This is a genomic window from Flavihumibacter sp. UBA7668 (genome assembly GCF_002483205.1).
Lineage (GTDB): Bacteria > Bacteroidota > Bacteroidia > Chitinophagales > Chitinophagaceae > Flavihumibacter.
This window is the reverse complement of sequence record NZ_DLHM01000002.1, coordinates 318,836-332,701: the sequence shown is the minus strand read 5'-3', so window position 1 is coordinate 332,701 and position 13,866 is coordinate 318,836. Positions and strand designations below refer to the sequence as shown.

The window sequence follows — 13,866 nt, the reverse complement described above, 5'->3', positions numbered from 1 at the left end:
TCTAAGTTGAAGGCAGTACCTGAAGCACGGTTTCACTGAACCGTGCTTCTCCATCTGTAACAAAAAAGCCCCAGTTGCCTTCTATCAGATTATAGGCCCGAAAATTCATAGCCACCTTATTGTTAACATACACAACGCCCATGTTGCCATCCATAAATACTTCCAGGGTAACCAGTGTGCCGGCTGCTAAATCCACCATTCGTTCCAATTCCACCTGATGATAGGTTTCATTAACCGGTCGTGGCCACATATCAAATACCAATCGGTTTCGGGAAGGCTCCAATCGGATAAAATAAGATTTCTCAAAATCATCGCTGCAGCGAAGCAGCAAACCAAGATCACGGGTTGCTTTCTTAAAACGGATACTGGACTGTATACGGCAGGTTGCAGGCATTTTACCACCGGATACCACATCAAAACAACCAACAGCAGCCGGTAAAAATATACAGATCCTGTTCTTCTTTACTACCTCTTGGAATCACTTCCCCATGTTCCGTAAAATGTACAAAGTCAGTAGTGCTCAGTCGGTACCAGGGTGTTCCTTCTCCAAACTTTTGCGCATTTCTCCAATCAAGCAAATAAAAGAGCTGAAATTTTCCTTCCGCAAACAGCGGAATAAAATCAGCCGCCCAGGCATTTTCGGGCTTGTAAAAAAAGGGGCGCTCTGAAGGTTGTTGTTCCGCCTTTCCGGAAGATCCCATGAGACTCTCTTCTACGGACGAAACAGAAAATTGCTGCAGTAACTCACCTGAGAAAAAAGGAAACAGACCAGATGCATAAAGGAAATTTCTGCGTTTCATTGGCGAATGATTGAGTTTCGAAAGATATAGTACAATTTAACTAAAATACTGCACCTCTCTTCTTTTACGGATCATGCTAAATTCTTGGGGGATGTTTTTAAAGGTTGATTTTTGCGGTCAAAAAGCAAGGCAAATTGGATCAACAGTCCAAGGAATTAATCGCTGCATTTTTACCGGCTGGGTTATTGAATTATTTTGATTTTAGAAGGTATACCTGCGGATCAAACTTCGACGCCGGGAGAATCAACTATATGATTGCTGGGTCCGGTGCAGGTCCGGCACAGGTGCGGTATAAGTCCGGGATAAGTCCGGGATTGCTGGGGAAATTACGGCCTGTTCTCCTTAGCACCTATTGTCGAAACTATAAAAATCAAGCTCATCTGCTCACGGCGAGCTGAGAAAGCATTTAAAACTTAAAGAGAATGCAACTAAAATCATGGTGGCTACTTTCACCTCTCCCCTTTCACCTTTCACGTCTCACCTTTCACTAAAAAAAATTCCTGATAGCAACGCTATCAGGAATTTTTTTTCCGTGCCCGGGACGGGAATCGAACCCGTACTCGCTTTTTCGGCGAACAGGATTTTAAGTCCTGCGTGTCTACCAGTTCCACCACCCGGGCATAAGGGGGGCTGCCTCTGGTAAAGGCTAATGACATCCTCCAAAAAAAAATTCCAAACGGTGGGTTTGGAATCTTTTGGAGCGGAAGACCGGGCTCGAACCGGCCACCCCGACCTTGGCAAGGTCGTGCTCTACCAAATGAGCTACTTCCGCAAAAAAACTATCTGACTGGCTTCCAATTGAACCTGAATAATCGACCAGATAGTATATCTAAAGAGCTGTTTTTCAATTGGGATGGCAAAGATAAGAACTCCCAACTTTCTGCCAAATTTTTCTCGAAATTTTTATTTGTATTTCGGCGTGTACTGCGTGCTTTCAGGCACCGTAACCTTGCCTTTTCCCTTGTAGCGATTCGAATACAAACCAAAACATCCCCCTAAAACAAAAGCCAGAATACAAAATACCTGGAGATAAAAAAGAAAACTGGAAGAGTTCACCCAATTGTGTTTAAAATCTTTTTCCAGCGGATTTTCTAATTCATGTGCCTGATTATGAGCCATATCTTTTATTTAAATGCTGTGCAAAAATAACGGTTCAACCCAAAAAATCATTCTTTAGTTCCGACTATTTCTGAAAAATATCGGCGACCTCTCACAAAATGATCCCATACCACAGATCCTTTATACCAGCCCCTCACTTTACCTTTTTTACTAATAGGAAACACCGAACGTCGATGACGAATCAGTACCCAGCCCATAAACCCTATATGTGCTTCCAATATTGCCTTGAAATAAATCCCCTGCCCTTCAAATAAACTCTTCCAGGCCGAAACTGCATCCAGCAGGAACCGAACCGGAATCTTCCAGATCAACTCATACCAGGGCAGGTTCTTCGCCAGCATCACCAGATTATTCCGGAAATTCAAAAATACCTTCCACTCATTGCCCTTGGGAAGCGTACCTCCACCCACATGATACACCACACTAGCCGGACAAACAAGTACCCGATACCCGGCCAGTTGCATTCTCCAGCAAAAATCAATCTCCTCCTGGTGCGCAAAAAAGAACTCATCCAGTCCGCCTAACCGATGGTATAATTCTGCCCGAACCACCAAAGCCGCCCCACTTGCCCAAAAAACCTCGGCCGTATCGTCATACTGCCCCATATCCTCTTCGCAATAATCAAAAACACGTCCGCGTGCAAAGGGATAACCCAGGGCATCCAGCCAGCCACCTGCCGCACCAGCATATTCAAAGGAATTTTTATCGTGGTACATATTGATTTTCGGCTGACAGGCACCAATACCCGGATTCGCTTCCATCAATCGCAAAATAGGATCCAACCAACCGGCTGTTACTTCCACATCACTATTCAATAACACATAATACCGCGCTTCCACCTTTTTCAACGCCTCATTATAGCCCTTCGCAAATCCAAAATTTTGCTCCAACTGCACCACCCGCACGGAAGGATGATTCGCTACCAACCAGCTTACCGAATCATCCGTAGACGCATTATCCGCCACTACCAGCTCCATACCCGCACAGGCATGCTCCAGCACCGATGGAAGAAAATTCTCCAGGTGCTTCCGGCCATTCCAATTCAGGATAACAACTGCTACAAGTGGTTGCAAGGGCTTGAAAATTAAATTAGTGGGCAAAAATACAGGTTCAAAACTATTCAGCTTAATTAGTTAGCTTTCAATCTCCAAACAAAGCCTATGCAAAGAAGAAAATTTCTGCGGGATCTCTCCTGCTCGGCCTTCCTGCTCATGGCCAATGGCGCGATCAAACCCATTCAGGCAGCTGGACTACTTCCTTCCCAGACACCCGAACGATTCCGCTTTGCCATTACTTCCGACGGGCACTACGGACAACCAAACACCCCGTTTGACGAGTATTACAGGCAAATATGTTCGGCCATAAATACCTTCAACCAGCAGGCACCCTTGAAATTTACCGTAGCAAATGGCGATCTGATTCACGATAACCCCAACTTTCTGGAAGCCTCCGCAAAAGCACTGAAACCAATCAGCACGCCCTTATATGTTACCAAGGGCAACCACGATCGGGTAACCGATGCAAGATGGAAAGAAATCTGGAACCAGGACGTCAATCACGCTGTAGAGTTGGGGGACAATGTGCTTCTTCTGGGCACCACTTCCAATGAAAAAGGCACCTATCTATCCCCCGATACAGCCTGGTTCGAAACACAACTAAAAAAATACAGCAGTGCTAAAAACATCTTTCTTTTCTTTCATATAACTCCCATTAAATGGACGGAACACGCCGTGGATGCAACGAATTTTCAGCAACTACTCAAACAGCATAAAAACATCCGTGCAGCCTTCAACGGGCACGACCATCAGGAAGATGGCGTAAAAATGTTCGGCTCCATCCCCTTCCTTTTCGACGGTCATTTCGGCGGCAGCTGGGGCGTTGGTTACCGGGGTTTTCGTGTGGTGGAAATCCTGCCCGATAACAGTCTGCTTACGTACATGATGAGTCCAATCGAAAAAATGGCCGAACTAACTATTTTCAATTCGCTGTAACCTATGTTTTCTATACTAACTAATTGGCGCAGCTGGCTGGCTCTCCTGGCACTTTCCATCGTAATCGGCACCATTTTTTATTCGCGCTACCTGGCCACCAAAATTGCACAGGAAGAACGCGATAAAGTGGAACTCTGGGTAAATGCCAGTAAAGCAATTTTTGATAATCCGGATATGCCCCTCACCCTGCCGAATATGATTCGCAATGAGCAAACCAATATTCCTATAATCGAAACCAACGAACGGGACAGCATCGTTAATTATATTAACCTCGATAGCATCAAAGCCGGCTCAGACCCCGCTTATCTTTCCGGCAAACTAAGAGAATTCAAACGCAACAACGACCCCTTTGTATTGGTATTGAGCCAGAATCCTTATATGGCGAATAAATATTATTATGGCAATACCCGCCTGTTGAAAGAAGTGAAATATTATCCGCTGATTCAATTGGTCATAGTGGGATTACTGATCATACTTTTGATTCTGCTCCTGAATACCCGTCATCGCTCCACACAGAACCAGCTTTGGGCAGGTATGGCAAAGGAAACGGCACATCAACTGGGTACCCCGCTCTCCTCGTTGCAGGGATGGGTGGAAATGTTGAAAGAAAGCGGCGGACAGGAAAACATCACCAGAGAATTGGAAAAAGATGTAAACCGATTAAAGCTTGTAAGTGATCGCTTCAGTAAAATTGGAAGCATTCCTCAACTTGAACCAACCGATCTGGTAAGCCAGGTAGATGCCATGCTGGATTATATCAAACGCCGGGCCTCAGGTAAAATCCGGTTTGATTTTCAATCGCCGGAAGCGGGCAGACTCCTAATTCCACTCTCTGCCACACTGTTCGACTGGGTAATGGAAAATCTACTGAAAAACGCGCTGGATGCCATGGAAGGTGAAGGACAGATCAGCGTTCAGATACAGGAAAATGAAAAGCAGGTAACCATTGATGTGAGTGATACGGGAAAAGGCATACCAGGCAACAATTTGTCGCGGGTTTTTGAACCGGGATTTACCACAAAAAAACGCGGCTGGGGCTTGGGCCTCTCTCTCTCCAAACGGATAATTGAACAATACCATCAGGGGGAGCTTTATGTAAAAAACTCGGAACCGGGTAAGGGCACCACTTTTCGGATCGTTTTACCCAGGGAGATGATGATCCGCAAATAAAATCACCCGAATTCTTGGGGGCAATTCCCTGAAATCCGTACATTTGCAGCCGCTTCAAAAGCGAGCCCGGGTGTTGAAACTGGTAGACAAGCCACCTTGAGGTGGTGGTGCTGGAAACGGCGTGCTGGTTCGAATCCAGTCCCGGGCACAGATAAAAACCTTGAAAGTTTATACTTTCAAGGTTTTTTTGTTGGTGAATTTTGCGGTCTAAGAAAATGCAAAATGGATCAACAGTACAAGGAATTAATCGCAGCATTTTTACCGGATGGCGTATTCATTTGGAAGAACGCAATGTGCATGAAATACATACAATCTATTTTCTCAAATCGGCAATGATAATTGAAATCCAGTCCTCATAGGGCTGTTTCAAGACAATATCCGGTTGAAATCCTGTTTGATCAATTGGTGCATTATCTGTCCAATTGGATTTCACCCCGGGTATTGTAACAATAAAACGATCAAAAGGCATTTTTGTGGGAATCGACATACCTTCATAATCCATCATGCCCACAGTATTGCTACCATAACTGATCGTCTTTTTGGATTGCTTTGCTAAATAGAAAAAATACTCTGCTGAACTTCCACACCGGTCATCAACTACCAGCGCAACTTTTCGCGGCTGGACAAGTACTGAATCCAGGGGAAACCGAACGCTCGGCAAAGGATAAAATGACAATTTGGTAGTTGGTAATTCCTGATAGGCCTTTTTATATTGCGCAACTATTTCTTCAGGAAAATACTTACTGTACTCTGCCGGAATAGGATTAGTTGCAAATATCGCCAATTCTGACAGCTTCATCTTTACATTATCCGGCGATGTGTGAACGTAAGAGGATGGTTGATCTATTGGATTCGTCATCAAATAAGGAAGCAATGACACCCAGCCGGTACTCCCTCCACTATTTCCCCGTAAATCAATAATCAGGAAGGGATGTTGCCTGATGCTTTTATCATTTGCCTGTACAAGTTCTGCAATTTGCTGTTCATTATTTCCGAATGAGGCGATTTTCAAATAGGCCACATCAGGAGCTAATTCAGAGTAAAACAGCCCATTATTCTGTCGCCATTGGGTCAATTCTTCCCGCTCTTTTGTATGCTGATTTTCCGGAAAAACCCTACCATAAATGGCCCCATTCCAAAATTGAAGCAGATTACCATACAACTTTACCGGCACATCCGTACTCATGAATCGATCATAGGTTTTGACATGAATTTTTTCTCCATTTTGACGGATAGTGAAATAAACGAAACCAACCGGAAACTGATCTGTGGAAGAAGCCAGCCGAATGCCCTGGTATTCCCCTGCCTTGTTCTTTATTATAGCAATCCTGGAAGATGAATCAGCACTTAACCAGATTCCTTCCAACCGATCCCGTTTCTTTTTATTCAGATAGCTTTTTACATTTTCTTCCTTTACGGGAACCACTACACTGTCAATATCTTTATTTGCCATAAAGGCAACAATAAAATGCTTGTCTTTAAAAAACCGAACATAAGAAGATAACAGATAATAACATTTTTTTGGATTTACCTCTGCCAATGCTTTACTGCGTAAATCCGTAATAAGTTTTTGATAATTACGCTCCGTTCCTGGATTTACTTTTGCAGGATACCCTGCATAATTTTCTTCTGTTTTAACAATTAAGGTATCTAGATTAGCGCGACAATCACAGTCTGACGACTGACCGTAAGAAAAAAAACCAACAACACTAATAACAACAACCAATAGAATTTTAATAAATTTATACTTCATTTTTTTTATTTAACAGGAACACGTATTATTTTTTCCATTTTTTTACCCTTGGCCAGTTCATCCACCAGCTTGTCCAGATACCTGGTCATTCTTGTCAGTTCATTGTCGATTTCCTCAATCCGGTATCCGCAAATAACACCCGTAATAAGATGCGCATTAGGATTCAATTTTGCCCTTTTGAAAAAGGTTTCAAAAGTCACTTTCTCAACAATAAGTTCATCCAGTTTTTGCTTATCAAAACCAGTCAGCCACTCAATCACCTGGTATAATTCCTCCTTAGTCCGGCCTTTACTTTCCACTTTGGTAATATAATGCGGAAATACAGAAGCAAAACTCATTTTTGCTATACGTTCATTATGTTCGGGAGTTACTTTCATTGTGCTAAATTTTAGGATAAAACATAAAATTTATTCCTATGCTTTTCTAAATTTAAGCCTGAACAAATAAAATGAAACAGAAAAACTATCAAATCGATGATTTAACAGATGCTATTTTCAAAGGAAATCCAGCTGCACCTTCACTCTATAATTTATTAAAAACAGGAATACAAATCGAATCAAAGATGTTGAATTCATTAAAGAAAAAGCCAAACGGCAATAGCAGTTGATTACCGGCTGCAGATCAATTCTAAAACTGCTTTGGCTTTTGCTTCAATGCTGCCAGTTGGGCAATTTCCTGCATTCGTTTTTCCCGTGTTTCCGGCCGTTTTGCCATTACTACCCATTGTAACATGGCTTTACGGGTCGATTTACTTAAACTGGAAAAAAAAGCAAGTGAACCTTTATTTCTCCTGAATACTTTCGCCAGTTCCTTTGGAAGTGACAAATCCTCAACTTCATCTATTCTTGCCCAGGAACCATTTTTCCTGGCCCGTTCAATACTATCCAAACCGGCCTGCATCATCTTTCCCTCTCTAATGAGTTTTTCAATCTTCTCTTTATTGATCCTCGACCAAATACTGATCGCTTTTCGGGGGCTGTAAAATTGAATATAACTGAACTCATCTACTGATTTACGTACACTGTCAATCCAGCCAAAACAAAGTGCTTCCTCTACAGCATCTCCCCAGGCAATGGATGGCTTTCCAGTATTTTTTTTATAACAAAACAACCAAACAGCCTTTTTGGTCTGATGGTTTTCAATCAGCCAGTTACGCCATTCCTCCTGACAGGTTGGATAAAATTGCTCAATAATTTCCTTTGCCATATTCAAAATATCTAGTTCGGTAAAAATACCGAACTTTTTAATAATTCGGCTTTTTTACCGAACTTTCTAATAATTCGGTATTTTTACCGAACTTTATAAATATTCGTATATTTTACCGAACTCAATACGTATAAATGGGACAACACGCTGTTCTGACATGTGACATAGTGAATTCCACGAAATTAAACAGAGCTACGGAAAAAGTATTGCTTTCCACCCTGAATAAATTGCTGGAACCCTATACCTATGAATTTTACAGGGGCGACAGTTTTCAGGTTTACCTAAAACCAAAAGAGCTGATCGAATCACTGCAGATTGCGCTCCTATGCAGAACTGCTGCAATTAAAACACCTGCTGAAGATCCTGCCACCCCCTGCGATCTTCGAACAAGTATTGGCATAGGAACCATTTCAGGAACGGTAAAAAAACTGGCTTCTGCAAAAGGGGAAGCTTTTTTATTATCAGGCCGCGGATTGGATAGTTTAAGTAAGAGCCAGGCACACCTGGTAATTTCAATTGAAAACGGGCAACCAAACGCGTTACGCCATGGATTTGAACTAATTTCAGCTTATACAGATTCCATTTTCCACAATATAACCACGAAACAGGCGGAGGTTATTTACCAATTATTACGTGGTAAATCACAAACAGAAACCGTGAAAACACTGAAAAAATCCAAAAGCACCATATCACAACTGGCGAATACCGCAAAATGGTCGGAAATTGAATGGATCCTCCTGATGTACAAGAACCTGATAAATGAGATCAAATGACTAGTGAATTACTCTGGCTTACCAAACTCTTGTTGGCGCATCTAATTACAGATTTTATTCTCCAACCGGAATCATGGGTGGCGGACCGCCAGAAAAATCATTTCAAATCCACCAAACTATGGTGGCATGTTTTGATCACAGCAGTTGTAGCCTGGGCGCTGATTGGATGGCAATATTGGGGAATAGCGCTAATTATTCTGGTGTCACATTTCATAATTGATGGTGTCAAATCCTATTATAAGGATGATGTAAGATCCTTCCTTATTGACCAATTAGCCCATTTAGCAGTAATTCTAATCTGCTGGCACCAAAAATTCATTGCTCTGGAAATAACCATACAAATCTGGCAAAACATATGGCAGAATACCAGTTTCTGGATTACACTTTCCGGATATATATTCATAACATTTCCCGCCGGAATCATCATTGGCAAACTAACACGCAAATGGCGCGATAAACTGGAAATCCAGCTACGTATCAGCAGTCCGGCCACTATTCTGGAAAACAGTTCAACAAGTCTTGCCAATGCCGGTAAATGGATAGGAATCATAGAACGAATCATTGTGCTGAGTCTGATTTTGCAGAACGATTTTCAGGCAATCGGGTTATTAATTGCAGCAAAGGGTATTATCCGTTTTAATGAAAAAGAACGGCCGGAAGCCAAAACCGAATACCTGGTTATTGGCACCTTACTCAGTATGGGAATTGCATTGCTGACTGGATTACTAATTTTAAACTACCGACAATAACCTTCTACTTTTCCTCAAACCAGTTAACAATGGCAGGCATATTTCTTTCAAAACCACCCGGAATAAAAAAATTCAATACAACCGCTTTGGCAGCAGATTCATTTTTAAAATCATACATTGTTTTAGCAGGAATCCGCAAAAATGTCCCTTTATCTGCAGACACCCACTTATCTCCAACCAAAAAGGAAAGAACTCCTTCCAGCATATAAAAGACTTCATCGTTTTCCTCGTGCTGGTGGGCACCCGGACCATCAGAATTTGGTTCTAAAATCCATTCAGATACACTGTATCGCTCATTCGTTTCATTTTCATCTGCCTTAAATACCGCGGTCATAGTTCCGCATGCATACACTCTGCCTTCTCCTGAACCCAGCAGCAGTACATCGCTATTTTCCTTTTTATGTTTCATTTTCCTTGTTTAATCCTGTTAAATCAATTTCAAACGAAATCCAAATACAGGCAATTTTCCAGGCAACCTGCATGGCCCTGGTAGTATGCAGGATAAGTTGATTCTTCGCTTTCTCGCGTGCACGACGAATGCATTCCTGGGTTAGTGACTGACCAATTCCTTTTCCTCTTGCTAAAGGTTCCACCGCCAAAGTAGACAACTGCGTCCAGTAGCTGTTCTTTCGTATTAACGGCAACTATCAGTGCCGTTTCAGGTTTCTGCAAAAGATCACCCACATTCAGCAATGGCCTGAAATTCTTCAGTTCGGGCATCTCCAATTTCTATTGAGGTATTCATTGAAAGATGAATATAAAAATAAACCATTGATTTGGCGACTCCATTCTGTGACCCCTGTCACATTCAGCATCACCCGTCTCCTGTAATTTGCACCTAATAATGACATTGAATGGTAAAAGAATTCTGGAATCAGCGGTATGCTACAAATGAAACCGTCTATGGAAAGGAACCAAACGCCTTCTTTAAGCTGTTTATCGATTTGCATAAACCAGGAACTGTTTTACTTCCTGCAGAAGGTGAAGGCCGTAATGCCCTTTACGCTGCTAAAAAAGGCTGGACGGTACATGCTTTTGATTTTAAAACATTTAAAGCCAACCAGCAATATGATCTGGTAGCAAGCATCTATGTGCATCTGCCACCCGCTCTAAGGAAAACATTTCACCAGGAATTAATCCGATCAATTAAACCAGGCGGTTTTCTATTATTGGAAGCATTTGCTAAAGAACAAATAGAATTTGATTCAGGAGGGCCCAAAGATGAAGCACTTCTCTATAATGCACCTACTCTTTGTAATGATTTCAAATTTCTGCACCTCCTGAACTGTGAACAAAAAGAACTCCGATTAAAAGAAGGAGAATTTCATTCAGGAAAGGCAGCTGTATTAAGACTAACCGGACAAAAAATATAATTCAAAAGAAAATACAGATCATGGAACAACTTACAAGCATGCCCAGAATTGGCGATAAAGCACTGGATTTTGAGGCAGTAACCACTACCGGCAAACTAAAATTTTCAGATTACAACAAAGGTTCCTGGGTCATACTCTTCTCCCATCCTGCTGATTTCACTCCGGTATGTACAACCGAATTAAGCGGATTTGCCCAGGAAAAGGATTTTTTTGCAAAGAATAACACCAAACTAATAGGTCTCAGCATAGACAGCATCCATTCACATATTGCCTGGGTGAATGCCGTGCAGGAAAAAACCGGCGTCCTATTTGAATTTCCCATAATTGCTGATATCGATATGGCAATTTCAAAACTTTATGGAATGTTACAACCTGGAGAAAGTGAAACAGCTGCCGTTCGCGCCGTTTTCATAATCGATCCGGAAGGAAAAGTTCGACTAATCATGTACTACCCGCTGAATATTGGACGTAATATGGAAGAAATCAAACGAACCTTACTGGCACTTCAAACCTCCGATACCAACAAATGCGCCATGCCCTTAAACTGGCAACCGGGCGATAAAGTAATTGTTCCTGCTCCAAAAACAGTGGAAGCACTTCTGGAAAGAAAAAACAGCAAGCTGGAAATGGTCGACTGGTATTTGGCGAAACGCTCGTTGAATTGACACGCGTACACACAAATGAGAAAAGTCCCGACATTGTCGGGACTTTGATTTTTTATTTATTACTGTAAATCGTTTTCCCTTCTTTAATGGTTGCTATCACTTTCAGATTGCCAATTTCCATAGTTGCAATTTTAAGCGGATTTTTATCCAGCAATACAAAGTCGGCCAGTTTACCCACACGAATCGTACCCTTTAAATTTTCTTCAAATGCTGCGTATGCGGCCCAATTAGTAATTGATTTAAGCGCCTGATAAGCCGATACCCGCTGATCAGGACCAATAATATCTCCGCTTCTGCTAACCCTATTCACCGTGCTGTGTAATAAGCGAATAGCATCCGGTTTGGCTACCGGAGCATCATGGTGCTCAGTAAAAATCATATTGCGTTTCAATGCACTCCCGGTAGGTGAAATGCGATAGGCTCTTTCCTTTCCCAATATCTCATCGCGATGCCAATCGCCCCAATAAAATGTATGCATGGAAAAGAATGATGGAATTATTTCAAGCTGCTTCATAGAGTCCAACTGATCTTCCCGAACTGTTTGCGCATGAATCATAACGGATCTTCGGTTTTCATTTCCATACTGATTCGATGCCTTTTATCAACTATTAAAGATTGGAATACACGTTTTTATTGTGAAGCTCCATCCATTTGGAAGGATCAGCAATTGCCGTCCAGCCAAATTGCTCATATAAACCATGGGCGTCACCCGTTAGTAAGATCCACCTTCTCAAACCCTGTAAATCCGGGTGACTCATGATGGTTTCCATCAACCATTTAGATAAGCCCTGCCCGCGAAACGCTTCCAAAATATAAACATCACCCAGATAGGCAATGGTTGAATAATCAGATATCACCCTTGCAAAACCAATCTGCAATTCTTTCTGATATACACCAAAACATAGTGAATTTTCAATGGCCTTTTGAACCCGCTCTATTGGAATATGTAAGGACCAATAGGCTTTGGCAGATAAAAATGTATGAATGGAATCGATATCAAGTTTTGACTTGTCAGTAGAAATTAAAAAATCGTTGTATTGACTATTCATTTCGAAAAAAAATTAAACATCGTACTCCTCCTTCCATTCCTCCATTCGATTATTATAAATAGCCGAATTACTCATATGCACCGAAATGGCCGTGGTTGCACCGGTTTGCACATTGGAAGCAGGTGGCACTTGTTGCGTAATGCTCTTATGAAAATCCTGCAGCGCAAACATGGTTCCATCCTTCATTTTCTCTTTCAAAATCGGAATCCCTCCATCCTTATTCCACTCGATTTTACTGGCAGATGTAACCCCATCCACCACACCCAATTCTTTGCGCGTGGCGGGTTCAGGATAAAAAACACCTTCATTAACCAATAACTCCACCGTTCCTTTGGTTCCTTTAATTTTAAAAATATACCCCTCCCTCGAATTCGCACAGGTGGCACCAAAATTCCCAATCATTCCGGCTTTATTGTATCGCAGCAGTACCTGTACATTGTCATACGTCTCCCGACCATCTTTATAAAAATCAATTCCCCCGGTTCCCAACACCTCATCCGGATGCGTATTAAATGCCCAATTGATAAAATCAATCTGATGCGATAATAATTCGGCTACCAGTCCGCCTGAGTATTCCTTATACATCCTCCAGTTGATCTGGCGGTCTGAATAACCCGGTGGAACAGGTCTGCGCCAGCTTGCATTGCGATCCCAGCGGCAATCAATCTGGGTTACTTTTCCCAGATATCCCTTATCAATCATTTCCTTTACCCTGTAGTATAGCGGAACATATCGATACTGATGTCCCACCTGAAAAATCTGGCGGGGATGCAATTTCACCTTGCTTACCAGGTCCAGTGCCTCTTCTATCGAATAGGTCATTGTCTTTTCCTGAAACACATGTTTACCCGCAGCCAGGGCAGCAACTGACATTACATAATGCAGATGTAGCGGAGTGGCAATCACGATCGCCTGAATGGATGAATCATCGAGCAAACTCCGGTAATCTTTAAATGATTTTACAGGTTGATCCTTCACAATTTTTCCGGCGTTTTCCAATTGAAAATCCAGCACATCGCATATAGCTCTTATTTCAAACAGCTCAGGCAATTGCTTCATTACCATCATTAGCCCGCGACCACGATCTCCGCAACCAATAACACCCACTTTAATTTTGGCATAGTTGGTGGAATTGCCAATTGCGTGCACAAGTTGGTTATTCAAAACCAGTCCGCCAGCCAGCAAACCTGCATGTTGTATAAACTTTCTTCTGCTCAT

18 protein-coding genes, 3 tRNA genes and 1 pseudogene are annotated in these 13,866 nt (G+C 42.2%); 8 read left to right on the top strand and 14 right to left on the bottom strand.

Features of this window, described 5'->3' with window-relative positions; genetic code table 11:
* Position 1: 1 nt before the first annotated feature.
* The 6 genes from B2746_RS05115 to B2746_RS05090 all read right to left on the bottom strand — a co-directional run bounded on the left by B2746_RS05115 (position 2) and on the right by B2746_RS05090 (position 2,992).
* A complete protein-coding gene (locus B2746_RS05115) occupies positions 2-394 on the bottom strand; it encodes a GH32 C-terminal domain-containing protein (RefSeq protein WP_290791649.1) in 393 nt (130 codons plus the stop codon).
* Positions 395-413: 19 nt separating this feature from the next.
* The gene (locus tag B2746_RS05110) at positions 414-800 is read right to left on the bottom strand and encodes a hypothetical protein (RefSeq protein ID WP_290791647.1); all 387 of its coding nucleotides are present in this window, start codon (positions 798-800) and stop codon (positions 414-416) included.
* 533 nt (positions 801-1,333) lie between these two features.
* Positions 1,334-1,420, bottom strand: a tRNA-Leu gene (locus B2746_RS05105).
* 76 nt (positions 1,421-1,496) lie between these two features.
* A tRNA-Gly gene (locus B2746_RS05100) sits at positions 1,497-1,572 on the bottom strand.
* A 131-nt stretch (positions 1,573-1,703) separates the two neighbouring features.
* Complete coding sequence (locus B2746_RS05095) at positions 1,704-1,919, bottom strand: hypothetical protein (RefSeq protein ID WP_290708907.1); 216 nt, start codon at positions 1,917-1,919, stop codon at positions 1,704-1,706.
* A 47-nt stretch (positions 1,920-1,966) separates the two neighbouring features.
* The gene (locus B2746_RS05090) at positions 1,967-2,992 is read right to left on the bottom strand and encodes a glycosyltransferase family 2 protein (protein ID WP_290791645.1); all 1,026 of its coding nucleotides are present in this window, start codon (positions 2,990-2,992) and stop codon (positions 1,967-1,969) included.
* 87 nt (positions 2,993-3,079) lie between these two features.
* On the opposite strand from B2746_RS05090, the gene B2746_RS05085 reads away from it, so the two are divergent.
* The 3 genes from B2746_RS05085 to B2746_RS05075 all read left to right on the top strand — a co-directional run bounded on the left by B2746_RS05085 (position 3,080) and on the right by B2746_RS05075 (position 5,228).
* Positions 3,080-3,910, top strand: a complete 831-nt coding sequence (locus B2746_RS05085) for a metallophosphoesterase family protein (protein WP_290791643.1) — start codon at positions 3,080-3,082, stop codon at positions 3,908-3,910.
* A gap of 3 nt (positions 3,911-3,913) precedes the next feature.
* A complete protein-coding gene (locus B2746_RS05080; RefSeq protein ID WP_290791641.1) occupies positions 3,914-5,080 on the top strand; it encodes a sensor histidine kinase in 1,167 nt (388 codons plus the stop codon).
* A 64-nt stretch (positions 5,081-5,144) separates the two neighbouring features.
* Positions 5,145-5,228 (top strand) — tRNA-Leu (locus B2746_RS05075).
* Between the two features lie 165 nt (positions 5,229-5,393).
* On the opposite strand, the gene B2746_RS05070 is transcribed toward B2746_RS05075, so the two are convergent.
* Both B2746_RS05070 and B2746_RS05065 read right to left on the bottom strand, forming a co-directional pair.
* A complete protein-coding gene (locus tag B2746_RS05070; protein WP_290791639.1) occupies positions 5,394-6,833 on the bottom strand; it encodes a S41 family peptidase in 1,440 nt (479 codons plus the stop codon).
* 5 nt (positions 6,834-6,838) lie between these two features.
* A complete protein-coding gene (locus B2746_RS05065) occupies positions 6,839-7,210 on the bottom strand; it encodes a DUF2200 domain-containing protein (protein WP_290791637.1) in 372 nt (123 codons plus the stop codon).
* Positions 7,211-7,281: 71 nt separating this feature from the next.
* On the opposite strand from B2746_RS05065, the gene B2746_RS05060 reads away from it, so the two are divergent.
* Entirely contained in the window at positions 7,282-7,440 is a 159-nt protein-coding gene (locus B2746_RS05060; RefSeq protein ID WP_290791635.1) for a hypothetical protein, read from the top strand.
* A gap of 20 nt (positions 7,441-7,460) precedes the next feature.
* On the opposite strand, the gene B2746_RS05055 is transcribed toward B2746_RS05060, so the two are convergent.
* Positions 7,461-8,039, bottom strand: coding sequence for a YdeI/OmpD-associated family protein (locus B2746_RS05055; RefSeq protein WP_290791633.1), 579 nt, complete (start codon positions 8,037-8,039; stop codon positions 7,461-7,463).
* Positions 8,040-8,206: 167 nt separating this feature from the next.
* Here B2746_RS05055 and B2746_RS05050 point away from each other — a divergent pair, with 167 nt between their 5' ends.
* Entirely contained in the window at positions 8,207-8,812 is a 606-nt protein-coding gene (locus B2746_RS05050) for a hypothetical protein (RefSeq protein WP_290791631.1), read from the top strand.
* Positions 8,809-9,561 (top strand): DUF3307 domain-containing protein, encoded by a 753-nt coding sequence (locus tag B2746_RS05045; RefSeq protein WP_290791628.1) that lies wholly within the window; start codon positions 8,809-8,811, stop codon positions 9,559-9,561. The genes B2746_RS05050 and B2746_RS05045 overlap by 4 nt, the downstream gene beginning before the upstream one ends.
* A 4-nt stretch (positions 9,562-9,565) precedes the next feature.
* Here B2746_RS05045 and B2746_RS05040 read toward each other — a convergent pair whose 3' ends face one another.
* Together B2746_RS05040 and B2746_RS05035 are read right to left on the bottom strand one after the other, a co-directional pair.
* The gene (locus tag B2746_RS05040; protein WP_290791626.1) at positions 9,566-9,970 is read right to left on the bottom strand and encodes a cupin domain-containing protein; all 405 of its coding nucleotides are present in this window, start codon (positions 9,968-9,970) and stop codon (positions 9,566-9,568) included.
* Positions 9,960-10,205, bottom strand: a complete 246-nt coding sequence (locus B2746_RS05035) for a GNAT family N-acetyltransferase (RefSeq protein WP_290791624.1) — start codon at positions 10,203-10,205, stop codon at positions 9,960-9,962. The genes B2746_RS05040 and B2746_RS05035 overlap by 11 nt, the downstream gene beginning before the upstream one ends.
* Positions 10,206-10,415: 210 nt before the next feature.
* Between B2746_RS05035 and B2746_RS05030 the strand changes: the two genes are divergently transcribed.
* Complete coding sequence (locus B2746_RS05030; protein WP_290791622.1) at positions 10,416-10,934, top strand: class I SAM-dependent methyltransferase; 519 nt, start codon at positions 10,416-10,418, stop codon at positions 10,932-10,934.
* Between the two features lie 20 nt (positions 10,935-10,954).
* Positions 10,955-11,599 (top strand): peroxiredoxin, encoded by a 645-nt coding sequence (locus tag B2746_RS05025; RefSeq protein WP_290791620.1) that lies wholly within the window; start codon positions 10,955-10,957, stop codon positions 11,597-11,599.
* 52 nt (positions 11,600-11,651) lie between these two features.
* On the opposite strand, the pseudogene B2746_RS05020 reads toward B2746_RS05025, so the two are convergent.
* The 3 genes and pseudogenes from B2746_RS05020 to B2746_RS05010 all read right to left on the bottom strand — a co-directional run.
* Positions 11,652-12,179 (bottom strand): annotated as a pseudogene (locus B2746_RS05020) (amidohydrolase family protein); the annotation flags it as partial.
* A 28-nt stretch (positions 12,180-12,207) separates the two neighbouring features.
* The gene (locus tag B2746_RS05015; RefSeq protein ID WP_290791618.1) at positions 12,208-12,648 is read right to left on the bottom strand and encodes a GNAT family N-acetyltransferase; all 441 of its coding nucleotides are present in this window, start codon (positions 12,646-12,648) and stop codon (positions 12,208-12,210) included.
* A 12-nt stretch (positions 12,649-12,660) separates the two neighbouring features.
* Positions 12,661-13,866 carry a Gfo/Idh/MocA family protein gene (locus tag B2746_RS05010; RefSeq protein WP_290791616.1) on the bottom strand — a complete coding sequence of 402 codons (1,206 nt, stop codon included), beginning with the start codon at positions 13,864-13,866 and terminating at the stop codon, positions 12,661-12,663.